Here is a 21,141-nt window from a genome sequence, read left to right as displayed (position 1 = left end):
ATGGACTGGGCGCGCGACCTGCCGGGCTGGCCCAATGCGGCGCTGTCGCACCGGGTCCGCCACGCCACCCATCTCTGGCACGTGCAGGAGGACGGGTCCGGCGAGACCGTGCTCCTGCTGCACGGCGCAGGCGGCTCCAGCCACAGCTGGCGCGACCTGCTGCCCCGCCTGGCGCGACACCGTCACGTCATCGCGCTCGACCTGCCGGGCCAGGGCTTCACCCGCACGAGCAATCCCGCGCGGCTGGGACTTGATCCCATGACCGAGGATATCGCCGCGCTCTGCGCCGACCAGGGCTGGACGCCCGGCGCGGTGATCGGCCATTCGGCAGGCGGCGCCATCGCGCTCAACCTTGCCCGGCACCTGTCGCGCCCCGACGGGACGCCGCCCCGCGTCATCGGGATCAACGCCGCGCTCGACCGCTTCGAGGGGATCGCCGGCTGGCTGTTTCCCGTGCTGGCGAAGATGCTGGCACTGAACCCGTTTACCGCCACGCTCTTCACGCTGGGCAGCCGCGAGACGGATCGCGCGCGGCGGCTGATCGAGGGCACCGGGTCACAGATCGACGCCGTCGGGCTGGCCTGTTACGCCCGGCTGATCGCCGACCGCGCCCACGTCGAGGCGACGCTCCAGATGATGGCGCGGTGGAACATCGACCGGCTGATCGCCCGGCTGCCCGAGATCCCGGCGCGCTGCCTACTGGTCACCGGCGCCGCGGATACCGCCGTCCTGCCGGCCGTCTCGGCCCGCGCCGCGGAACGGTTGCCGGACGCGCGGACGGTGGACATGGACGGGCTGGGCCACCTGGCGCACGAGGAGGCCCCCGACCGCATTCTGGCCGAGATATCCGGCTTTCTCGACGACGCCGGCTGACGCGTCAGGCCGCGGAGGCGCCTCCGGCGGCAATCGCCTTTCCCTCGGCCGCCCAGATCGCGCCGCGGCGGATCATCTCGGTCACCTGCGGCACCTTGAGATCGTCGAGTTCATGCCCGATGGAGCAGTAGAAGACCCGCCCCCTGTCCCAGCGCCGGGTCCAGGTCACCGGGATGACGGTGCCCTCGATCCACCAGAGATGATCGCCCGAGAAGGTCGTCGTCGCCAACACCTCGTTCGAGGGATCGACCAGCATGTAGTATTGCTCGGACCGGATGCGGAAGCTCTTGATACCCTGCACCAGCGGGTGGTCGGGCTTGCAGATGGTCACGTCGTAGTCGATGTAATCCTCCTGCGGCTGAAGATTGTCCGGCCAGCCCGGCGGGTGGGCCACGAACTGCCCGCCGATGAGGAAGTGATAGGTCGGGCGGTCGCGGAAGGCGTCGCCCATGTGCCCGTGCCAGCCGGCCAGGCCGCAGCCGTTGCCGATGAGCGCCAGCAGACCGTCCTCCTGCGGCTTGGTCATGTTGCCGAACTCTTCCCGGTGACCGGACCGGGCCGAGGACCAGATTGGCGTGATCAGGTCCACATCCGCGAGATCGCCGGGACGCTCCAGCGGCTCCAGCGTGTCATAGACATCGACCTCGAAGCCGTTCTCCTTCAACAGGGCCGCGTACCAATCCGCGAAATGGGTTGGTGCGTGGCCTTCCCAGCCACCGACGAACAGGGCTGCCTTCATTCGTTCCCCTCCCGCATGAAGTTGAGCATCGCCGCCATGTCGCGGTCCGCGAAACCGGCGGCGCTGGCCTGCGACAGTTTTTCGAGAGTCACCCGTCCTTGCGGCATGGCCACGCCGAGCCGGTCGGCCAGCGCGGCGGTGACCGCCATGTCCTTCCGGGCCAGCGCGACGGTGAAAGTCACGTCATGCGCCGCCTCGTCCAGGTAGAGGGGCCGGCGGTATTTCAGCATCGGCGCGCAGGCCGCCGAGGCCTCGATCACGTCGAACGCCCGTTCCGGCGCGATCCCCGAGGCCTCGGCCAGGGTCATCGCCTCGGCCAGGGTCTGGTTGATGCCGTGGATGAGCGAATTGACGGCGAGCTTCATCACCGCGCCCGCGCCCGTTCGGCCGAGACAGATCGTTCGCTTGCCCATCGCGTCGAAGAGCGGCAGGAGCGGTTTTGCCGCGTCCTCGGGGCAACCGGCCATGATCATCAACGCGCCATCCGCCGCGGCCTGCGTCGCCCCGGAGACGGGCGCGTCGATGACCTGCACGCCCGCGGGCGCACGGGCGGCGAGCTCGGCGATATGATCCGGGCTCATCGTGCCCATCTCGACGAAGATCCCGGCCCCGGTGCCCGCGGCGAAAAGGCCGTCCGCGCCGAAATGCACCGCTTCCGACGACGGGTCGTCGGCCAGCATCGTGACGACCACCTCGGTCGCGGCGGCCAGTTCGGCCGGCGTCCCGGCGACGGCGCAGCCAAGCTCCGCCGCGAGCGCCGTGGCCTTGCCGGCCGAGCGGTTCCAGAGGGTTACGTCATGGCCCGCCGCCGCGAGGTTCCGCGCCATGTGGGCGCCCATGCGCCCCAGCCCGGCGAAGCCCACCCGCATCAGGCCACCTTTTCGGATTCGATCCCCGAGATCGCCTGGATCAGGCTGTCCTCCGTCACCTCCTCGGCGCTGAACTCGCGCATGATCCGGCCGTGATACATCGCCACGATCCGGTCGGAGACATGCAGCACCTCGGGCATTTCCGAGCTTATGACGATGACCGCGTAGCCCTGCCCGGCCAGATCCCGGATCAGGTTGTGGATCTCGGACTTGGAGCCGACGTCGATTCCGCGCGTGGGCTCGTCCACGATCAGCACGTTCGGATGCATCGAGAGCCATTTGCCGATGACGATCTTCTGCTGGTTGCCGCCCGAAAGGTTGCCCACGGTCTGCCGCCAGCCGGGCGTGCGGATGTCGAGCTTGTCGCGGTACTGGTCGAAGATCGCGATCTCCGCGCCGTCCGACACGAAGGGCCCCGCGGTCAGGTCGTCCACCTGCGGCAGGGTCATGTTATCCCGGCAGTTCATCCCCAGCACGAGCCCCTGGCCCTTGCGGTCCTCCGGCACGAGGCTGATGCCGTGACGGATCGCGTCGACCGGCGAATGGATGCGCAGTTCCTGCCCGTCGAGCAGGATCTGCCCCTCGGACGGATCGCGCAAGCCGAAGATCGTCTCGGCGATCTCGGTCCGTCCGGCGCCCACGAGCCCGTAGAAGCCGACGACCTCGCCCCGGTGCACCTTGAAGCTGACATCGCGGTAGAGATCCCCGCAGGAAAGCCCGCGCACCTCCAGCGCGACCTCTCCATGCTCGCGATGCTCCTCGTTGCGCGACAGGTCGAGGCTGCGCCCGATCATCAGCTGGGTCACCTCGTCCTCATCGGTCTTCGCCGTCTCGAGCGTGCCGCGATACTGCCCGTCGCGCAGCACGCTGATACGGTCGGTGATCTTGAAGATCTCCTCCATCCGGTGCGAGATGTAGACGATCCCCACCCCGCGGGACTTGAGATCCGCGATCACGTCGAAGAGCACGACCTTCTCGGCATCCGTCAGCGAGGCCGTCGGCTCGTCGAAGATCACCGCGCGCGGATCGACGGTCAGCGCGCGCGCGATTTCCACCATCTGCTGGTTGGCGATCGACAGGTCGCCGACGCGGGTCCGGGCGTTGAATCCCACGTTCAGCGTCTTGAGAATGGCATCCGTCTGCTCGTAGAGCTTGCCCCAGTCGACGCGGCCGAAGGACTTGCGCGGCAGTTCACCCAGAAAGATGTTCTCGGCCACGCTCAGCTCGTCCGCGAGGCTGAGTTCCTGGTGGATGAAGACGACCCCCTTGGCCTTGGCATCGAGGGGGGTCGTCATGATCGTCGACTCTTCCTCGATGAAGATCCGCCCCTCGTTGGGCTGGAGGATTCCGCCCAGCACCTTCATCAGGGTGGACTTGCCGGCGCCGTTCTCGCCCATCAGGGCATGGACCTCGCCGGGCATGACCGCGAAGGACACGTCGTCGAGCGCCCGCACGCCGGGGAAGGTCTTGACGATGTTCTCGAGCCGCAGGGCCGGTTTCGCATCGGTCATATCTTCAACTCCTCCTTGCCCTTGCGATTGAGCTGGCGATCGAGGAACAGCACCGCGATCAGGATCAGGCCGATCACGAGGTTCACCGTCTCGGTGTCCGCCCCGATATGACCGAGCCCCTTGCGCAGCAGCTGGATCGCGATGACGCCACCCAGCGTCGAGACGATCGAGCCGTAGCCGCCCGTCAGCTTGGTGCCGCCCAGCACGACGGCCGTGATCGCCCAGAGTTCGTAAAGCATCCCGTCATTCGGGTTCACCGAGCCGGACTCGGAGTAAAACACAACGGCCGAGAGCGCGGCCAGAAACCCGATCAGCATGAAGTTCAGCAGGAAATGCGGCCCGACCCGGATGCCGGCATTCACCGCCGCCTCGCGGTTGTTGCCGATGGCATAGGCGTTGCGGCCATGGACGGTCTTGGTCATCACCAGCCAGAGCACCAGCGCCGTGCCCAGCAGGAACCAGGTCGCGGTGTGAAGCCCGAGGAATTGCGCCTCGGCGAAGTCGACCAGCGTCCAGTTCAGATGGCTCGTGGGCTGCTCGCCGTTATACATGAAGACGAGTCCGCGATAGCCCAGCATCGCCCCCAGCGTCACGATGAAGGCATCGACACCGGTCTTCCAGACGATCAAGCCGTTGATCGCCCCCAGCACGACGCCGGTCAGCAGCGCCAGGGTCCACGACACCGGGATCACCCAGTCGCCGAGGCCGGCGAAGATCGGCCAGGTCATCGAGTCGAGCAGCACGATGGCGCTGAGCGCGAAGGTCGCGCCGACGCTCAGGTCGATATTGCCGTTGATCATGATGATCGTCATGCCGAGCGCGATGATCCCGATCGGCGCCGACTGCTTCAGCAGAAGAAGCATGTTGTCGAAGTCGATGAAGGACTGCTCGGAGACCGACATGAAGTTTCCGGCCACGGTGAAGAAGATCAGCTCCACCACGATGAAGGCCCAGATCGCCCCCTGCTTGACGAGATTTGCGCGGGTGTCCTTGGTCATGGTCCCCTCCCTCAGGCGATCGGCGACAGGAGCCGGCCGCGCTTGGCCGCGATATCCAGCCAGACCGCCAGGATGATGATGACCCAGGTCACGACGTACTGGACGTAGAATTCCAGCCCGACGAGAAGCAGGCCGTTCTGGATGAAGCCGAGGATCAGCACCCCGATCACCGTCTTGAAGACCGTGCCCGACCCCCCCAGAAGCGACGCGCCGCCGAGAATGACCGCGGCCAGCACCTCGAGTTCCATGCCCTGGCCCACCGTGTTCTGGCTGCCGAGCGAGCGGCTTGCCTGTATCAGCCCCGCCGTGGCGACGCAGAAGGCCGAGATCAGGTAGGTCATGAAGACCACCCGCGCCCGCGGCACGCCCGAGAAGGTGGCCGCCATGCCGTTGCCGCCCACGGCGTAGACCTTGCGCCCGAACGGCGTCTTGGCCAGCACCATGCTCAGCACCACGGCGAGCAGCGCGAAGATCAGGATCGGCACCGGCACGCCGAGGATGCTGCCCTGCCCGAAGATGCCGAACCAGGTGCCTTCCTTGTCGGCGATGTCCATGTTCTTGCCGCCCGAATAGGTCAGGGTCAGCCCATGGATGGCCGAGAGCATGCCGAGCGTCACGATCAGCGAGTTGAGCTTCAGGTAGCCCACCAAAAAGCCGATGAAGGCGCCCAGCGCCAGCGTCATCCCGTACATCGCCGGAATGCCGAGCGCCGGGCCGAGCTTGTCGTGAAGGTCCAGCACCACGATGGTCGAGAAGGACATCATCGAGCCGACCGAAAGATCGAGATTGCCGCCGATCACCACGAAGGTCACCCCGAGCGCCATGACGCCGAGGATCGCCGAGGACCGGATCACGCCGAAGATGTTGTCCATCGTGATGAAGCGATCATTGGCCAGCGCGAACCCGATCATAAAGAGAACGAAGGCCACGATGATCCCCTGGCGCGCCAGGAAGCCGCCTATGTTTTTCGTTGTCAGCGCCGCCATGAATTCCTCCCCTTCCGGCTGCCGCCTCGATTGTCAGACCAGGGTCATACCGCCGTCGATCATGACGATTTGCCCGGTCATGTAGTCGCTGTCCCGCGAGGCCAGGAACGTCGTGGTACCGGTAATGTCCTCGGGCGTCGCGACGCGCCCTTTCAGGATATCGGCCGAAAACTCTTCCATCGCCTGGCCCGGGCGCTCCGACGCGCCGATGGCCATCAGGTCACGGTCGACCTCTTCCCACATCTCGGTGGCGACGACCCCGGGGGCGAAGCCCGTGACCGTGATATCATGTTTCGCGAGATCCCGCGCGCCCGACTGGGTCAGCGACACCACCGCCCATTTGGACGCGCAGTAGGGCGCGACGTTGTCGAACCCCTGCCGGCTTGCGATCGAGGCGGTGTTGACGATCTTGCCGCCGCCGCCCTGCGCGATCATCTGCCGCGCGGCTTCCTGCATGCCGATCATGCAGCCCAGCCCGTTCACGCCCATGATGAAATTCCAGTTGTCCTCGGTGACGTCGAGGAAGTTCATCGGCTTGTTGACGCCGGCATTGTTGAACTTGACGTCGAGCTTGCCGAACATCTCGACCGCGTGGGCGATCATCGCCCGCACCTGGGCGCGGTCGGTGACGTCGACCGCCGCGCTCGTGACACGGCCGCCGCCCGCTTCGGCGCGCTGGCGGCTGGCTTCCGCGACCCCGGCGACCTTCTCGCCGTTTATGTCGGCGAAACAGACATCGGCGCCCGCGTCGAGCAAGGCCTCGCCGATGGCACGCCCGATGCCCTGTGCGGCCCCCGTGACAATACAGGACCGGCCCGAGACTCGACCCATCTCGTCTCTCCCTCGTGTCGTGGTCTTGTGAGGCCGGAAAACGCGCGGGGCACGCGACCGTGCACACCCCGCGCATTCCGGGAGGAGATCAGAAGACGGGCTTGTCGAACTGATCCATGTTGTCCTGGGTGATCTTCGGCGTGTCGAAGTAGTTCAGGAACGGAACCTCTTCGCCGTTGAGCACGTCGATCGCGGTCTGCAGCGCGGCCTCGGCGTCGTCCACCGGCGACTGGTAGATCGAGCCCCAGTAATCGCCCGCGGCCATCGCCTCGTAGCCGACGGCGAAGTTGGTCGCGCCCACGAAGATGATGCCCTCGCGGCCGGCGGCCTTGGCGGCGTTCAGCGCGCCGACGCCCATGTTGTCGTCGCCAGAATAGACGCCGTCGATGTCGTCATACTTGACGAGGAAGGCTTCCATGACCTGCTGCGACTTCTCGCGGTTCCAGTCGCCCGGCTGCTGGTCGATCTGCTCCACGTTCGGGCAGACTTCGGGCAGGCGGTCGTTGAAGCCCTTGGCGCGCTCGATGGCGGTGGTGTAGCCGGGCTGACCGGTGATGTGCACGACCTTGGCCTCGTCCTCGATGCCCATGTCCTTGAACTTGTCGCACATGATCTCGGCGGAGCGCCGGCCCTGGGTGATGTTGTCGGGGCCCGAGAAGGAGGCGACGAAGTCGAAGCCCTGCTCGGCGATGTTCGAGTTGGTGACGATCACCGGGATGTCGGCCTGGTGCGCCTTGCGGACGGCCGGGATGACGGCCTCGCCGTTGGTCGGCCAGATGATGATCGCGTCGACTTGCTGCTGGATCAGGTCTTCCATCTGCGCGATCTGGCGGGCGACGTCGCCGCCGGCGTCGAGCACCACGGTCTCGACGTCGGGGTTCGCCTCGGCCGCGGCGATGAAGGCCTTTTCATAGGTCGTCTGGTAGCTGTCGACACCGACGTTGTTCTGGGTGATGCCGATGGTCATTTCCTGCGCGACGGCAGCGGTGCCGAGCAGCGCGGTAGAGGCGAAAAGAGTCGCCGTGATCGAGTGTTTCATTGCGGGGTCCTCCCTTGAGACGTTCTAACCCGATTGCCGCTGTCCTCCCAGCCCGGGAATCAGCCCGGTGCAATCGACTCCCATCCAGCATGTTTCGCACGGACGGCGCGGCCGGGTATCTTATCCGATATGGATACTTTACTATCCGTAACGGACATTTTTGAGATACTGGCTGGATATCAATCTGAACAATTTGGGGGGCGCGCCATGACGGCACGTGGGCACAGGGGCGGAACCGCCCGAGAGAACACAGCTTACATGAACCAGGAAACGACACAAATTGTCCGAAATGGATATCCGGTCGGCGGGTCGTCCGAGGCCTCCGCGCCCTCGGGCGGCGGCGCTGACCTGGATCGTGTCGTCCGGTTCCTCGAAGAGCTCTGCGTCGAGCTCGACACCGCGCTGGAGCCGACGACGCCCAATCCGCATCTCAACATGATCCTGCACCTCCTGCGCAGCCATGTGGAGGGGCGGCTCGTCTCGGCCTCGTCGCTGGTGGCGGCCTCGGGCGTGCCCTACGCGACGGCGATGCGCAAGCTGGGCGACATCCAGAAAGCGGGCCTCGTCGAGCAGCGGCCGCGCACCAAGACCGGCAAGAGCTTTTCGCTGCATCCCAGCGCGCAGTTACTGGAGGACTGGCAGCAGATCGCCGACCGGATCGAGCGGATCGCGACCGAATCCTTCGGCGACGCCTCCGGCGGCCGTGGCCAGGCGGAATACTATTTCGGCGATTCCTACCAGCCTGGCCAGGCCCTGATCCCGCCACCGCGCGCCCTGCCCCAGCCGCTGCGCCTGTCGGGCGGGGTCCGGATTCTCGTCCATGGCGACCCGACCTTCATGGTCATGGAAAACCTGAAGCGCCAGTTCGAGCAGATCGTCGGCACCTCGATCCACCAGCGCGCCTTCTCGATCGACCGGCTGCGCGAGGAAGCGCTGCGCAACGCCACCCGGGCCAAGAGCCGCTATGACCTGATCGCCGTCGACCTGCCCTGGATCGGCGAGTTCGTGAAGCGCGGGGTCGTGCGCCCGCTGACCGAGGTCATGGATACCGGGCGGCTGGACCCCAGCGATTTCCACACCGCCGGCTGGCGCGCCGCGCACTGGAACGGCGTGCCCTACGGCGTGCCGAGCCAGACCACGCCGGAGCTGATGTTCTACCGCCGCGACTGGTTCGCCGCCGAGGGCCTGGAGCCCCCCGCGACCACGGACGCGGTCATCGAGGCCGCGCGCCGCTTCCACGCCCCGCGCAAGGGGCGCTACGGCATCGCCTGGAACGCCGCGCGGGGCACGGCGCTCGGCCATACCTTCATCATGACCTGCGCCGATTTCGGCCAGCCGGTCATCGACATCCCCCGCATCGCGGGCGGCTTCGACGCCGACCATCTCGAGCGGCCGGACATCCGCCCGACCATCGACACCCCGCGCGGCCGCGCGGCGGCGGAATACCTGATGCAGCTGATGGAGTTCTCGCCGCCCGACATCCTGTCGATGTCCTGGTACGAGCGGGTTCGCCCCTATGCCGCCGGCAAGGTGGCGATGGCCTACGGCTATACCCTGCTGGCCCCCTATTTCGAGCTGGACACCGGCTGCCCGGCGCATGGCAACACCGGATACGTTCCGCATCCGCACGGCCCGGAAGGCGCGCCCATCGCGCCGGTCGGCGGCTACGTGCTCTGCCTGCCGGCGAACCTGTCGGAAGACCGCCTGGAGGACGCGGTCGAGGCGCTGATCGCCTTCACCTCGCCGGCCGCACAGAAACTCTATGCCCAGAACGGCAGCCGCACCGCCCCGCGGTACTCGGTCGGGGCCGATCCCGAGGTGCGGCGGCTCTCGCCCATCTTCGAGATGGTCGACCAGATGTCCTGGCGCGACGAGCTGCAGTTCTGGCCGCGCCCGCCGATCCCGCAGATTTCCGAGATCATCCGGATCTGCGGCCACGAGCTGCACGACATGCTGCGCGGCGTCGTCGCGCCCGAGGACGCCCTCGCGCGGGCCCAGGCCCGCGCCGAGGAAGCCATGACAAAACCGGTCACTTAGGGAGGAAACCATGGACCCCAATCGCCTGAACGGAAAAAACATCCTGATCACCGGCGCCGCCCGCGGCATGGGCGCGGCCAACGCCGAGAGCTTCGCCGCCCAGGGCGGCAACGTGTGCATCGGGGACCTGGACCTCGACGAGGCCCAGAAGGTGGCCGACCGCATCAACGCGGCCGGCAACGGCAAGGCGATTGCGGTCAAGATGGACGTCACCAAGCGCGAGGACAACGCCGCCGCCGTCGCGGCCACCGTCGACGCCTTCGGCTCGATCAATGTCGGGCTCTTCAACGCGGGCCTGAACAAGCCCCGGTTCTTCATGGATATCGATGAAGACAACTGGGACATGATCATGAACGTCAACACCAAGGCGATGTGGCTCGGCATGCAGGAGACGGCCAAGCAGATGATCGCGCAGGGCCCGATGGAAGATCATCCCTACAAGATCATCAATGTCGGCTCCATCGCGTCGCGCAAGCCGCTGGTGGACGTGACCGTCTACTGCACCTCCAAATACGGCTGCCTCGCCCTGACCCATTGCGGCGCCGTCGCGCTGGCCGAGCACAACATCACCGTCAACGGCTACGCGCCGGGCGTAGTGGTCACGCCGCTCTGGGAACAGCTCGACAAGGATCTCGTGGATATCGGCTTCAAGCAGAAGGCCGGCCAGGCCTACGAGGACATCGTCCGCGACGCGCTCCAGATCAAGCGGGTCTCCTACCCCGACGACATCACCGGCACGGCGTCGTTCCTGGCCAGCAACGACAGCGACTACATGACCGGCCAGATGATCCATATCGACGGCGGCTGGTGCATCCAGTGACGCCACCGGGCGCGCCCAAGCCGCGCGCCCGCCCCTACCCACCTTGAAACGGTGCGCCTTCCGCGCACCAAACGGAGTTTTTGCCATGTCTCGCGCACTCATGCCCAATATGCTCACCCCGCAGGACCTCGAGCCGAACTGGCGCTGGGAAGGGCGGCTGCCGGCCTGGGGCCACACCTCGGTCGATTTCGAGCGCCGCATCGACCATGACCGCCTGCGCCGCTACCGGCTTGCCCGGACCCGCGAGGCGCTCAAGGCGTCGAACGCGGGCACGCTGCTGCTGTTCGACGTGAACAACATCCGCTACGTCTCGGCCACCAAGATCGGCGAGTGGGAACGGGACAAGATGTGCCGCTTCTGCCTGCTGACGGGCGATGACTCGCCCTACGTCTGGGACTTCGGCTCGGCCGCGGTGCACCACCAGAAGTATTCCGACTGGCTGGAACCCGATCACTGCCTCGCCGGCGTCGTCGGCATGCGCGGCACGATCCCGCCGGAATTCGGCCTGATGCGGAAATATGCCAAGCAGATCGCCCAGCTGATCAAGGATGCCGGCATGGCCGACATGCCGGTGGGCGTGGACTACGCGGAAACCGCCATGTTCCACGCGCTGCAGGAGGAAGGCCTGCACGTGGTCGACGGCCAGCAGATCATGCTGGCGGCGCGCGAGATCAAGAACTGGGACGAGATCCAGCTTCTGACCCAGGCGGCCAGCATGGTCGACGGCGTCTACCACATGATCTACGAGGAGCTGAAGCCGGGCGTTCGCGAGAACGACATCGTCGCGCTTTCCAACAAGATGCTCTACGAGATGGGCTCGGACGACGTCGAGGCGATCAACGCGATCTCGGGCGAGCGGTGCAACCCGCATCCGCATAACTTCACCGACCGGTATTTCCGCCCCGGCGACCAGGCCTTCTTCGACATCCTGCAGTCCTACCAGGGCTACCGGACCTGCTACTACCGGACCTTCAACATCGGCCGCGCGACCAGCGCCCAGACCGACGCCTACGTAAAGGCGCGGGAATGGATCGACGCCTCGATCGACCTGATCCGCCCCGGCGTGACGACCGATGTCGTGGCGCAGGCCTGGCCGACGGCCGAGGAATTCGGCTTCCCGTCGGAAGACGCGGCCTTCGGCCTGCAGTTCGGCCACGGGCTCGGCCTCGCGCTGCACGAGCGGCCGATCATCAGCCGCGCGGTCAGCCTCGATCACCCGATGGAGATCCAGACCGGCATGGTCTTCGCGCTGGAGACCTACTGCCCGGCCACGGACGGCTACTCGGCCGCGCGGATCGAGGAAGAGGTCGTCGTGACCGACACCGGCTGCGAGGTGATCTCGCTCTTCCCGGCCGAGGAACTGCCGATCGCCAACCGTTACTGAGAGCGTCCCTGCCGGCCCTCCCCCGTCCGGGGGAGGGACCAAGCAGGGACCAGGGAGACCCCGATGAGCGACGCCAAGCACAATTCCGAGGATTACCTGCGGATGTACCGCCAGATGGTGCGCATCCGCACCTTCGAGGACAACGCGAACCAGCTTTACCTCTCGGCCAAGATGCCGGGGCTTACGCATATGTATTCGGGCGAGGAAGCCGTCGCGGTGGGCATCTGCGAGGCGCTGACCGACGACGACCGCATCACCTCGACCCATCGCGGCCACGGGCACTGCGTCGCCAAGGGCGCCGAGTTCAAGGAGATGTTCTGCGAGCTTCTCGGCAAGGAAGAGGGCTATTGCCGCGGCAAGGGCGGGTCGATGCACATCGCCGACCAGAGCCACGGCAACCTGGGCGCCAACGCCATCGTCGGCGGCTCGATGGGGATCGCGACCGGCTCGGCCCTGCGCGCCAAGCTGCAGGGCTCGGACGACGTCACGGTCTGCTTCTTCGGCGACGGCGCCACCGCGCAGGGGCTCTGGTACGAGGTCATGAACATGGCCGCGCTCTGGAAGCTGCCGGTCATCTACGCCTGCGAGAACAACGGCTATTCCGAGTACACCAAGACCGAGGAAATCGCCGCCGGCTCGATCACCGCGCGGGCCGAGGCCTTCGGCATCGAGGCGCACCAGGTCGACGGGCAGGACGTGCTCGCCGTGAACGCGTTGACGCGGAAACTGGTCGACCGCGCGCGCAAGGGCAAAGGCCCGTTTTTCATCGAGTTGATGACCTACCGCTACCATGGCCACCACGTCGGCGACATCAACCGCGAGTACTACCGGTCCAAGGACGAGGAAAAGGACTGGAAGGAAAACCGCGACCCGATCGTCCGCTTCCGCGGCTGGCTGGTCGAACAGGGCATCGCCAGCGAGGACGAGATCGAGGCGATGAACGCCGAGATCAAGAAGGACGCGAGCGATGCCGTCGCCTATGCCGAGGCCGCCAAGTACCCCGAGGCGTCCGAGGTCGACATGCATGTTTACGCGGACTGAGGAGAGATAAGATGCGAGAGATTACCCTGTCCCAGGCCGTGAACGAAGCCATCGCCGAGGAAATGCGTCGCGACGAAACGGTCTTCCTGATCGGCGAGGACGTGGCCGAGGCCGGCACCCCCTTCAAGGTGCTCTCGGGCCTGGTCGACGAGTTCGGCACCGACCGCGTCATCGACACGCCCATCGCCGAGCCGGGCTTCGTCGGGCTGGCCGTCGGCGCCGCCATGACCGGGGCGCGGCCGATCGTCGACCTGATGTTCGGCGATTTCATCTACCTGGTGATGGATCAGCTCTGCAACCAGGCGGCCAAGCAGCACTACATGTCCGGCGGCAAGCTCAAGGTGCCGATGGTGCTGCGCACGAATCTCGGCGCGACGCGCCGCTCGGCCGCGCAGCACTCGCAGTCGCTGCAGGCGCTCGTGGCGCATATCCCGGGGCTGAAGGTGGCGCTGCCCTCCTCGGCCTACGAGGCCAAGGGCCTGATGAAGACGGCGATCCGCGATAACAACCCGGTCGTCATCTTCGAGGACAAGCTGATGTACCAGGACAAGGCCCCCGTGCCCGAAGGGGAATTCCTGATCCCCTTCGGCGAGGCCAACGTCAAGCGCGAGGGCGGCGACATCACGCTGATCGCGACCTCCTCGATGGTGCAGGTGGCCGAGAAGGCCGCCGAGACGCTCGCCGCCGAGGGCATCGAGGCCGAGGTGATCGACCCGCGCACCATCGTGCCGCTGGACGAGGCGACACTGCTGGACAGCGTGAAGAAGACCTCGCGCGCCATCGTCATCGACGAGGGCCACCAGAGCTACGGCGTCACCGCCGAGATCGCGAGCCGCCTGACGGAGAAGGCCTTCTACCACCTCGACGCGCCGGTCCTGCGGATGGGCGCGATGGACGTGCCGGTGCCGTTTTCGCCTGCGCTCGAGGACCTGACCGTGCCGACGCCCGAGGCCGTGGTCGAGAACGCGCGCAAGCTCTGCGCCGGGGAGATGATCCATGCCGCATGAGGTGATCATGCCGGCGCTCGGCATGGCGCAGGACAGCGGCGTGATCGTGCGCTGGCTGAAATCGGCGGGCGACCCGGTCACGGAGGGCGACGCGCTCTTCGAGGTCGAGACCGACAAGGCCACGATGGAGGTCGAGGCCCAGGGCGGCGGCTTCCTGACGGACGTCGCGGCCGCGGCCGGCGACGACGTGCCGGTGGGCCGCGTGATCGCGCGGATCTCCGACACGGCCGAGGACAGCGGCCCGCCCGCGGCAGACGGTGCGCCGGCGGCGGAAACCGCGGAAGATGGCGCGGGCGATGCCCTGCCTGACGGGCAATCCGTCATCATGCCGGCGCTCGGCATGGCCCAGGACAGCGGGCTGATCGTCAGCTGGCAGAAAGCACCCGGCGACGCGGTCGCGGCCGACGACGTGCTCTTCGAGGTCGAGACCGACAAGAGCACGATGGAGGTGCCCGCCGGCCATGACGGCTATCTCGCCGCGACGCTGGCCGCGGCGGGCGAAGAGGTGCCCGTGGGCGAAAGCGTGGCCATCATCGCGGCCGGGAAACCCGACGCCCCCGTCGCGCGCAGCCGGGCGGACGCCGCGGCTGGCGCCCCCGCCCCGGCCGCGGCATCCCCCGCCGCCGCGCCCGCCCCCGCACCGGACGCGGAGACACCGGCACGCCCGGCCCCGGCGGCCCCGGCCGGGACCGGCGGGCGCATCCTCGCCTCGCCCAAGGCGCGTCGGCTGGCGCTGGAAGAGGGCCTCGACCTCGCCCGGCTGGCCGAGGCAGGCCATCCGCAGCCCTATCATGTCCGCGATCTCGACACGCTTCGCGGCATGCCTGCCGCGCAGGCGGCCGCGGCGCCCGGCACCGCGGCGGCCGCGCAGCGGCTGGTTGCGGAAACCGCCGCGGACGGCTTCGCGGATTTCGCCGCCTGGGCGGCCGAGGGCGCCGGCCTGGCCGACGACATGGCCCTTCTGGCAGGCCTCGGCGCCGCCAGCCTGCGCCGCAGCGGCGCAGAGGGCCCGCTGACCGTCGCGGTGGCGCGGTTCGGAACCGAGCGGCGCTATGCCGATCCCGACCGGCCCGCGCTTGGCCGGGCGGCGCACGACCCCGACGCCCCGGCGCCGGACCTGGTGCTGCGCGACCTGCGCCAGAGCGCCATCGCAAGCGTCGCGATGGGGGCCGAACCCGCCCCGGTCCTGACGCTCACGCGCGCCGGCGACGGGCTCTCGATCACCCTCGAATGCGGGCCGGGGCAGCTTGCGCCCGGCCGGGCGATCACGCTTCTCACCGAATTCGCAGGCCGGATGGAGCAGCCGCTCCGCCACCTGCTCTGACAGATGAAGGACTCCCCGATGGACTTCACCGATCTCTATATCAACGGCCAGTGGAAACCCGGCGCCGAGGGGACGCGGTTCGACGTGCTGAACCCCGCGACCGAGGAGGTTCTGGCCTCCGTCGCCTCCGCCGAGATCGCCGATGCCGACGCCGCGCTCGACGCGGCCGAGGCCGCGATGGCCGACTGGGCCGCGCGCACCCCGCGCCAGCGCTCGGAGGTGCTGCGCAAGGCCTGGGAGCTGATGACCGCCAGGCTCGACCATTTCGCCAAGCTTATCACGCTGGAAAACGGCAAGGCGGGCGTGGATGCCAGGGGCGAGGCGGCCTATGCCGCCGAGTTCTTCCGCTGGTTCGCCGAGGAAGCCGTCCGCGCCGACGGGCTGATCACCCATGCGCCGGCCTCCGGCGCGCGGATCATGGTCCAGCACAAGCCCGCCGGGCTGGCCGTTCTGGTGACGCCCTGGAACTACCCGGCGGCGATGGGCACCCGCAAGATCGCGCCGGCGCTGGCGGCGGGCTGCGGCGTGGTGATCAAGCCCGCCTCCGAAACGCCGCTGACCATGCTGGCGCTGATGCCGCTGCTGGAAGAGGCCGGCGTGCCCAGCGGGCTGGTCAACGTGCTGCCCTCGAAGCGCACGGGTGCGCTGGTCGATCACATGCTGCATGACCCGCGCGTGCGCGTGGTCAGCTTCACCGGCTCGACCGGGGTGGGCCGCAAGCTCTTGCATTCCGCCGCCGACCAGGTGCTGAAGCCGGCGATGGAACTGGGCGGCAACGCGCCCTGCGTGGTGTTCGAGGACGCCGATATCGAGACGGCGGTGGAGGGCACGATGCTCGCCAAGATGCGCAATCTCGGCGAGGCCTGCACCGCGGCGAACCGGATCTACGTCCACGCGGATATCGCGGAGGCCTTCACCCGCCGCCTGGCCGAGGAGATGGGCAAGCTCAAGCTGGGCGACGGCACCGACCCGTCGGTCGATGTGGGCCCGCTCGTCAACGCCGAGACCCGTGACAAGGTCGCTCATTTCGTCGAGGACGCGGTCGCCAAGGGCGCGAAGATCGAATGCGGCGGGCAGCTGCCCGACGGCACCGGGTTCTTCTACCCGCCGACGGTGCTCTCTGGCGTGCCAGAAACCGCCGAATGCGTCCATGACGAGATCTTCGGCCCGGTCGCGGCGATCCAGTCCTTCACCGACCAGGAGGACGTCATCCGCCGCGCCAACGACACCGAGTACGGGCTCGTGGCCTATGTCTTTACCGAGGACATGAAGCGCGGCCTCCAGGTCTGCGAGCGGCTGGATTACGGCATGGTCGGCCTGAACCGCGGGCTCGTCAGCGACCCGGCCGCGCCCTTCGGCGGCACCAAGCAATCCGGGCTCGGCCGCGAGGGCGGGCACGAGGGCATGCTGGAATTCATGGAAACCCAGTACATCTCGGCCAGCTGGTAAGGAGGCTCCCATGTCCGACGTCATCGCCAGCCCCTCGGTCCGCAAGCGCGCGCTCGAGCAGGGCGTCGATCTCGACGACCTCGCGCGGAAACTCGGCCGCGAGACCATCGCGCGCGAGGATCTCGATGGGGCCGCCCCGGCCGCCGGGGCCGCCCCGGCCGGCGACCGCTCCTACTGGGAGGTGGACCACGCCGCCTATGGCCCCGTGACCGAAGAACCGATGAGCCGCTTCGCCCGGGTCGCGGCGCAGAACCTGGCCGCGGCGCAGGCGCTGATCCCCGCGGTCACGCATCACGATCGCGCCGACGTCTCGGCCGTCGAGGCGCTGCGCAAGTCGCTCCGGGGCGAGGCCGGCGCGCGGGGCGTGAAGCTGACCGCGCTGGCCTTCCATGTCGCGGTCCTGGCGCGCTGCCTGCGGGACTTTCCGAGGTTCAACGCCTCGCTCTCGGCCGATGGCGAGACCCTGATCCTGAAGGACTACGTGCATATCGGCATCGCCGTGGACACGCCCCACGGGCTGATGGTGCCGGTCATCCGAGACGCGGACGCCAAGGGCATCTGGACCATCGCCGCCGAGATCACCGATCTCGCCGGGCGCGCACAGGCCCGCAAGATCGCCCCCGACGAGATGGGCGGCGCCTCGATGACGATCACCAACCTGGGCGGGATCGGCGGCACCGCCTTCACCCCCATAGTGAACCCGCCCGAGGTCGCGATCCTGGGCATCACGCGGACCGAGACCGTCACCGCCTGGGACGGCGACACGCCCCGCCCGGTGCCCATGGTCCCGCTGGACCTGAGCTACGATCACCGGGTGATCAACGGCGCGGACGCGGCGCGCTTCCTCAGCCGCTACGCGGCCCTGATGGCCGAGCCGCGCCTGCTGCTCGTTTGATCCGAAAGGCTGCGGCGCCCACCCTTTCGCCACCCCGACGGGATGGCCAAGACAGAGGCGCGCCGCGCGGCGCCGCGACGGGGACCAAGATCGGCAATCCGTAGCGCCGCCGCGGCCGCGGCCGGCTTCGCCTTGCATGTTCCGCGCATTCGGGGCCATACCTTCGCGGGCATGACGCCCGCGACCCCTCTCGACAAGGCGACCGGCGCGCTCCTCGTCCTGACCACCGCCGTCATGGTGCTGGTCGAATGGGGCGCGGCCGCGATCGCGCGCCCGGCGTTGCCGGCGCTGGTGATCCTCGTCACCGCCCTTCTCACGGTGCAGGTCCGGCCCGGCCGGTCCGCCTTCGTGGCCGTGGCGGTGGCGATGACGGTGGCCCTTGCGGTGCGCGACCCCGGCTGGGAGTCGGTGGCGCTGCGCGGCCTCCATACCGCCGCCTTCATCGGGGCGTTCTTCACCGCGCTTGCCACCCTGCGCAGCGCGGCCGAACCCGCGCCGGCGATCCGGCGGGCCGGTCGTTTCCTCGCCCAGCAGCCTCCGGGCCGGCGCTACCTTGCGCTGACGGTCGGCGGGCAGATGTTCGCGCTGGTGCTGAATTACGGGGCCATCGCGCTGCTCGGCAGCCTCGCCACCGCGAGCGCCGCCGAGGAAGCCGACCCGGAAATCCGCCGTCACCGCACGCGGCGCATGCTGCTGGCGATCCAGAGGGCGTTCACATCGACACTGCCCTGGTCGCCGCTGTCCTTCGCGGTCGCGATCTCGACGGCGCTGATCCCCGGCGCAAGCTGGGGCGGTGCGCTGATCCCCGGTCTCGTGACCTCGGTGCTGATGGCCGGGACCGGATGGGCGCTCGACTCGATCTTCAAACCGAGGCTCTCGGGGCCCCGGCCCCCGGCTGTCCGCCCCGAGGGCGGCTGGGACCGCATGGCGCCGCTGGCGATCCTGCTGGCGATCCTCGTGGGCAGCATCGTGACGCTGCACCTGGCCACGGGCATCCGGGTGGTGGGACTCGTCATCCTGATCGTGCCGCTGATGGCGGCCGGGTGGCTGGTCCTGCAGACCCGCGGCGCGCATGCCGGCCCCGGGTTCCGGAAACGCCTGGCCGATTACGTTTTCGTCGAGCTTCCAGGCTTCCGCGGCGAGATCGTGCTGTTGATGATGGCCGGTTACATCGGCACCGTCGGCGCGCCGCTTTTGCAGCCGTTGATGACCGCCGCGGGCGTCGATCTCTCGGCGGTGCCCCCCTGGATGCTGCTGGTCTCGTTCGTCTGGATCATCCCGCTGGCCGGCCAGCTGGGCATGAACCCGATCCTCGCGGTGACGCTTGCCGCGCCGCTGATCCCGTCGGCCGCGGCGCTTGGCGTGGCCCCCACGGCGATCATCGTCGCGATCACGGCCGGCTGGGCGCTGAGCGGCGTCACCTCGCCCTTCACCGCGACCACGCTGCTGATCGGGTCCTTCGGCAAGGTGAGCGCCCGGCATGTGGGGCTGCGCTGGAACGGCGGTTACTTCCTCGTCGCGGCCATCATCCTCTCGGCCTGGGTGCTGGTATACGCCCAGCTTGGCTGAGCGTCAGAGCGCGGCCAGCCCAAGCGGCGCGCGCAGACCGGGGACGATCTGCACGGCCAGGTAAAGCGCATAGCCCGCAAGAAGAACCATCCCCTCGGTCCGGCTGATGCGCGCCGCGGTGACCGCGAACACGGTCAGCGCCACCGCCGCGCCGAGCATGATCCAGACGTCGAAACGCGCGATCTGGGCCGGGACGGTGAGCGGCGAGACCAGGGCCGTCGTCCCCGCGATGCCAAGCAGGTTGAAGATGTTGCTGCCGATCACGTTGCCGAAGGCCACGTCCCCGTGCCTGCGCACCGCCGCGAGCACCGAGGTGACGAGTTCCGGCAGCGAGGTGCCGACCGCGACCAGCGTCAGCCCGATCACCGCCTCGGACACCCCCGCCGCACTCGCGATCGCGATGGCGGACCCGACCAACAGGTCCGCGCCGATGATCACGCCCGCGATGCCGCCCAGCGTGAGGACGATCGCCAGCCCCATCGAGATCGGCCGCTCGGCGAATTCATCGGCTTCGGCGGCATAGAGATCGGTCACCGGGCTGGCGCGGCGGCGTTCGAGAAGATAGGTCGCCACGGTGTAGACCACGAGCGCGCCGAGAAAGGCGCCGCCCGCCGCGCGCCCGATGGTGCCGACGAGCACAAGGGCGGTCATGGCCGCGCTGGCCGCCAGCAGCACCGCCCCGTCCCGGCGGAGCGCCCGTCGGTCGACGGCGATCGGCAGGATCACGGCGGCAAGGCCAAGGATCAGCAGGACGTTGGCGATGTTGCTGCCGACGACATTGCCCATGGCGACCCCCGGGGACCCGGCCAGCGCCGCCCGCAGGCTCGCCACCAGTTCCGGCATCGAGGTCCCGAACCCGACGAGCGTCAGCCCGATCACCAGCTTGGACACCCCGAGCCGCGTTGCCGCCGCGACGCTGCCCCGGACCAGCGCTTCGCCGCCGCCGAGCAGCAGCGCGAGACCGATGACGAGTTCCAGTCCGATCATGCGGGTTCCCCCTATCGAAGTCGCCGACGGGCCTGCGGAGCAGGCTTCAAGATGACAGGGCCCGGCGGCAAGGGCGCGCCCGGCCCGGCGCCGCGCTCATCCGCCGCGGTGGCGCCGGGCGAAGCCGGTCATCACCGGGCCCAGCGCCGCCCCCGCGACGAAGCCGCCCAGGTGCGCCTGCCAGGCCAGCGCCCCCTGCACCAGGATCGCGATCAGCACGTTCAGCACCACGAGGCCGGCCAGGGTCTGCAGCACCGGCGCGAGCGTCAGCCCCATGCGCCGGCGCGCCGTCGCCTCCCAGTATTGCCAGAGCCCGAGCAATCCGAAAACCGCGCCCGAGGCCCCGATCATCGGCGCGTCGGCCTCGGCCAGCAGCCCGAAGCCGACGCCGCCGCCGACCGCCGCCGCCGCGAGCAGCAGCATCAGCGGCCAGACCCCGGTCTGCTCGGCCACGAACTTGCCGAGCGACAGCAGGATCACCCCGTTCATCGCGACATGAAGCAGTCCGCCATGAAGGAAGGCATGGCTCAGGAACATCGTGTAGGGTTGCAGGGCAAAGGCCGGACGCAGCCGGCCATCGAGCAGCGGCTCCCAGAAGGCGCCGTAGACCAGCGCCGCGCGCCGCCAGTCGATCCCGCCGAAAAGCCCCCGATCCGCGGCCGAGAGCGCCAGTTCGATCACCACGATGGCGCCGACCAGCGCCAGCAGCGGGCCGGGGACGCGTTCGCCGGTTCCCACGGGTCGTATCAGCATGCGCGGCTCCTCGGATGACTTCGGAAGGC

The 21,141-nt window shown here is 68.4% G+C and carries 19 protein-coding genes; 10 read left to right on the top strand and 9 right to left on the bottom strand.

The annotated features are described in order from the left end of the window. Complete coding sequence (gene bchO / locus ACQ5SP_RS01275) at positions 1–873, top strand: alpha/beta fold hydrolase BchO (RefSeq protein ID WP_430935615.1); 873 nt, start codon at positions 1–3, stop codon at positions 871–873. A gap of 4 nt (positions 874–877) precedes the next feature. Here bchO and ACQ5SP_RS01270 read toward each other — a convergent pair whose 3' ends face one another. From ACQ5SP_RS01270 to ACQ5SP_RS01240, 7 genes are all read right to left on the bottom strand, one after another. Further along, positions 878–1,612 carry a ThuA domain-containing protein gene (locus tag ACQ5SP_RS01270; protein WP_430935613.1) on the bottom strand — a complete coding sequence of 245 codons (735 nt, stop codon included), beginning with the start codon at positions 1,610–1,612 and terminating at the stop codon, positions 878–880. Further along, positions 1,609–2,481, bottom strand: a complete 873-nt coding sequence (locus ACQ5SP_RS01265) for an NAD(P)-dependent oxidoreductase (protein WP_430935611.1) — start codon at positions 2,479–2,481, stop codon at positions 1,609–1,611. The genes ACQ5SP_RS01270 and ACQ5SP_RS01265 overlap by 4 nt, the downstream gene beginning before the upstream one ends. Continuing rightward, positions 2,481–3,992, bottom strand: coding sequence for a sugar ABC transporter ATP-binding protein (locus ACQ5SP_RS01260; RefSeq protein WP_430935609.1), 1,512 nt, complete (start codon positions 3,990–3,992; stop codon positions 2,481–2,483). The genes ACQ5SP_RS01265 and ACQ5SP_RS01260 overlap by 1 nt, the downstream gene beginning before the upstream one ends. Then, entirely contained in the window at positions 3,989–4,990 is a 1,002-nt protein-coding gene (locus ACQ5SP_RS01255; protein ID WP_430935607.1) for an ABC transporter permease, read from the bottom strand. Before ACQ5SP_RS01255 ends, ACQ5SP_RS01260 begins: the two co-directional genes overlap by 4 nt. 11 nt (positions 4,991–5,001) lie before the next feature. Further along, a complete protein-coding gene (locus tag ACQ5SP_RS01250; protein WP_430935605.1) occupies positions 5,002–5,976 on the bottom strand; it encodes an ABC transporter permease in 975 nt (324 codons plus the stop codon). A 33-nt stretch (positions 5,977–6,009) separates the two neighbouring features. Further along, positions 6,010–6,807 (bottom strand): SDR family oxidoreductase, encoded by a 798-nt coding sequence (locus tag ACQ5SP_RS01245; protein ID WP_430935603.1) that lies wholly within the window; start codon positions 6,805–6,807, stop codon positions 6,010–6,012. 88 nt (positions 6,808–6,895) lie between these two features. Next, positions 6,896–7,846, bottom strand: a complete 951-nt coding sequence (locus tag ACQ5SP_RS01240) for a sugar ABC transporter substrate-binding protein (protein ID WP_430935601.1) — start codon at positions 7,844–7,846, stop codon at positions 6,896–6,898. A gap of 258 nt (positions 7,847–8,104) precedes the next feature. Here ACQ5SP_RS01240 and ACQ5SP_RS01235 point away from each other — a divergent pair, with 258 nt between their 5' ends. From ACQ5SP_RS01235 to ACQ5SP_RS01195, 9 genes are all read left to right on the top strand, one after another. Next, positions 8,105–9,883, top strand: a complete 1,779-nt coding sequence (locus ACQ5SP_RS01235; RefSeq protein WP_430935599.1) for an ABC transporter substrate-binding protein — start codon at positions 8,105–8,107, stop codon at positions 9,881–9,883. 10 nt (positions 9,884–9,893) lie between these two features. Further along, entirely contained in the window at positions 9,894–10,703 is an 810-nt protein-coding gene (locus ACQ5SP_RS01230) for an SDR family NAD(P)-dependent oxidoreductase (RefSeq protein ID WP_430935597.1), read from the top strand. Positions 10,704–10,788: 85 nt separating this feature from the next. Beyond that, entirely contained in the window at positions 10,789–12,087 is a 1,299-nt protein-coding gene (locus tag ACQ5SP_RS01225; RefSeq protein ID WP_430935595.1) for a M24 family metallopeptidase, read from the top strand. A 63-nt stretch (positions 12,088–12,150) separates the two neighbouring features. Next, the gene (locus ACQ5SP_RS01220; protein WP_430935593.1) at positions 12,151–13,128 is read left to right on the top strand and encodes a thiamine pyrophosphate-dependent dehydrogenase E1 component subunit alpha; all 978 of its coding nucleotides are present in this window, start codon (positions 12,151–12,153) and stop codon (positions 13,126–13,128) included. Between the two features lie 11 nt (positions 13,129–13,139). Next, complete coding sequence (locus ACQ5SP_RS01215) at positions 13,140–14,135, top strand: alpha-ketoacid dehydrogenase subunit beta (RefSeq protein WP_430935591.1); 996 nt, start codon at positions 13,140–13,142, stop codon at positions 14,133–14,135. Then, positions 14,125–15,459: a biotin/lipoyl-containing protein gene (locus ACQ5SP_RS01210; protein ID WP_430935589.1), complete on the top strand. Its 1,335-nt coding sequence runs from the start codon at positions 14,125–14,127 to the stop codon at positions 15,457–15,459. The genes ACQ5SP_RS01215 and ACQ5SP_RS01210 overlap by 11 nt, the downstream gene beginning before the upstream one ends. A gap of 18 nt (positions 15,460–15,477) precedes the next feature. Further along, complete coding sequence (locus ACQ5SP_RS01205) at positions 15,478–16,908, top strand: NAD-dependent succinate-semialdehyde dehydrogenase (protein ID WP_430936253.1); 1,431 nt, start codon at positions 15,478–15,480, stop codon at positions 16,906–16,908. A 10-nt stretch (positions 16,909–16,918) separates the two neighbouring features. Continuing rightward, entirely contained in the window at positions 16,919–17,803 is an 885-nt protein-coding gene (locus ACQ5SP_RS01200; RefSeq protein WP_430935587.1) for a 2-oxo acid dehydrogenase subunit E2, read from the top strand. A gap of 171 nt (positions 17,804–17,974) precedes the next feature. Then, positions 17,975–19,372, top strand: coding sequence for a hypothetical protein (locus ACQ5SP_RS01195; RefSeq protein WP_430935585.1), 1,398 nt, complete (start codon positions 17,975–17,977; stop codon positions 19,370–19,372). Positions 19,373–19,375: 3 nt separating this feature from the next. Here the strand turns inward: ACQ5SP_RS01195 and ACQ5SP_RS01190 are convergent, their stop codons facing one another. Together ACQ5SP_RS01190 and ACQ5SP_RS01185 are read right to left on the bottom strand one after the other, a co-directional pair. After that, positions 19,376–20,359, bottom strand: a complete 984-nt coding sequence (locus ACQ5SP_RS01190; protein WP_430935583.1) for a calcium/sodium antiporter — start codon at positions 20,357–20,359, stop codon at positions 19,376–19,378. Positions 20,360–20,455: 96 nt separating this feature from the next. Continuing rightward, a complete protein-coding gene (locus ACQ5SP_RS01185; protein ID WP_430935581.1) occupies positions 20,456–21,112 on the bottom strand; it encodes a rhomboid family intramembrane serine protease in 657 nt (218 codons plus the stop codon). Positions 21,113–21,141 lie beyond the last annotated feature (29 nt).

The sequence above is a fragment of the Rhodovulum sp. YNF3179 genome (assembly GCF_050586465.1).
Taxonomy (GTDB): domain Bacteria; phylum Pseudomonadota; class Alphaproteobacteria; order Rhodobacterales; family Rhodobacteraceae; genus CAJXYS01.
Note: the sequence above shows the minus strand (reverse complement) of the source record. Positions and strands in the feature narration are given on the sequence as shown.

Coding starts and splice junctions, on each gene's coding strand:
- ACQ5SP_RS01245 (WP_430935603.1), bottom strand. CDS start 6,807: ATGGGTCGAGTCTCGGGCCGGTCCTGTATTGTCACGGGGGCCGCACAG.
- ACQ5SP_RS01240 (WP_430935601.1), bottom strand. CDS start 7,846: ATGAAACACTCGATCACGGCGACTCTTTTCGCCTCTACCGCGCTGCTC.
- ACQ5SP_RS01210 (WP_430935589.1), top strand. CDS start 14,125: ATGCCGCATGAGGTGATCATGCCGGCGCTCGGCATGGCGCAGGACAGC.
- ACQ5SP_RS01255 (WP_430935607.1), bottom strand. CDS start 4,990: ATGACCAAGGACACCCGCGCAAATCTCGTCAAGCAGGGGGCGATCTGG.
- ACQ5SP_RS01235 (WP_430935599.1), top strand. CDS start 8,105: ATGAACCAGGAAACGACACAAATTGTCCGAAATGGATATCCGGTCGGC.
- ACQ5SP_RS01270 (WP_430935613.1), bottom strand. CDS start 1,612: ATGAAGGCAGCCCTGTTCGTCGGTGGCTGGGAAGGCCACGCACCAACC.
- ACQ5SP_RS01200 (WP_430935587.1), top strand. CDS start 16,919: ATGTCCGACGTCATCGCCAGCCCCTCGGTCCGCAAGCGCGCGCTCGAG.
- ACQ5SP_RS01265 (WP_430935611.1), bottom strand. CDS start 2,481: ATGCGGGTGGGCTTCGCCGGGCTGGGGCGCATGGGCGCCCACATGGCG.
- ACQ5SP_RS01220 (WP_430935593.1), top strand. CDS start 12,151: ATGAGCGACGCCAAGCACAATTCCGAGGATTACCTGCGGATGTACCGC.
- ACQ5SP_RS01225 (WP_430935595.1), top strand. CDS start 10,789: ATGTCTCGCGCACTCATGCCCAATATGCTCACCCCGCAGGACCTCGAG.
- ACQ5SP_RS01185 (WP_430935581.1), bottom strand. CDS start 21,112: ATGCTGATACGACCCGTGGGAACCGGCGAACGCGTCCCCGGCCCGCTG.
- bchO (WP_430935615.1), top strand. CDS start 1: ATGGACTGGGCGCGCGACCTGCCGGGCTGGCCCAATGCGGCGCTGTCG.
- ACQ5SP_RS01260 (WP_430935609.1), bottom strand. CDS start 3,992: ATGACCGATGCGAAACCGGCCCTGCGGCTCGAGAACATCGTCAAGACC.
- ACQ5SP_RS01205 (WP_430936253.1), top strand. CDS start 15,478: ATGGACTTCACCGATCTCTATATCAACGGCCAGTGGAAACCCGGCGCC.
- ACQ5SP_RS01230 (WP_430935597.1), top strand. CDS start 9,894: ATGGACCCCAATCGCCTGAACGGAAAAAACATCCTGATCACCGGCGCC.
- ACQ5SP_RS01195 (WP_430935585.1), top strand. CDS start 17,975: ATGACGCCCGCGACCCCTCTCGACAAGGCGACCGGCGCGCTCCTCGTC.
- ACQ5SP_RS01250 (WP_430935605.1), bottom strand. CDS start 5,976: ATGGCGGCGCTGACAACGAAAAACATAGGCGGCTTCCTGGCGCGCCAG.
- ACQ5SP_RS01190 (WP_430935583.1), bottom strand. CDS start 20,359: ATGATCGGACTGGAACTCGTCATCGGTCTCGCGCTGCTGCTCGGCGGC.
- ACQ5SP_RS01215 (WP_430935591.1), top strand. CDS start 13,140: ATGCGAGAGATTACCCTGTCCCAGGCCGTGAACGAAGCCATCGCCGAG.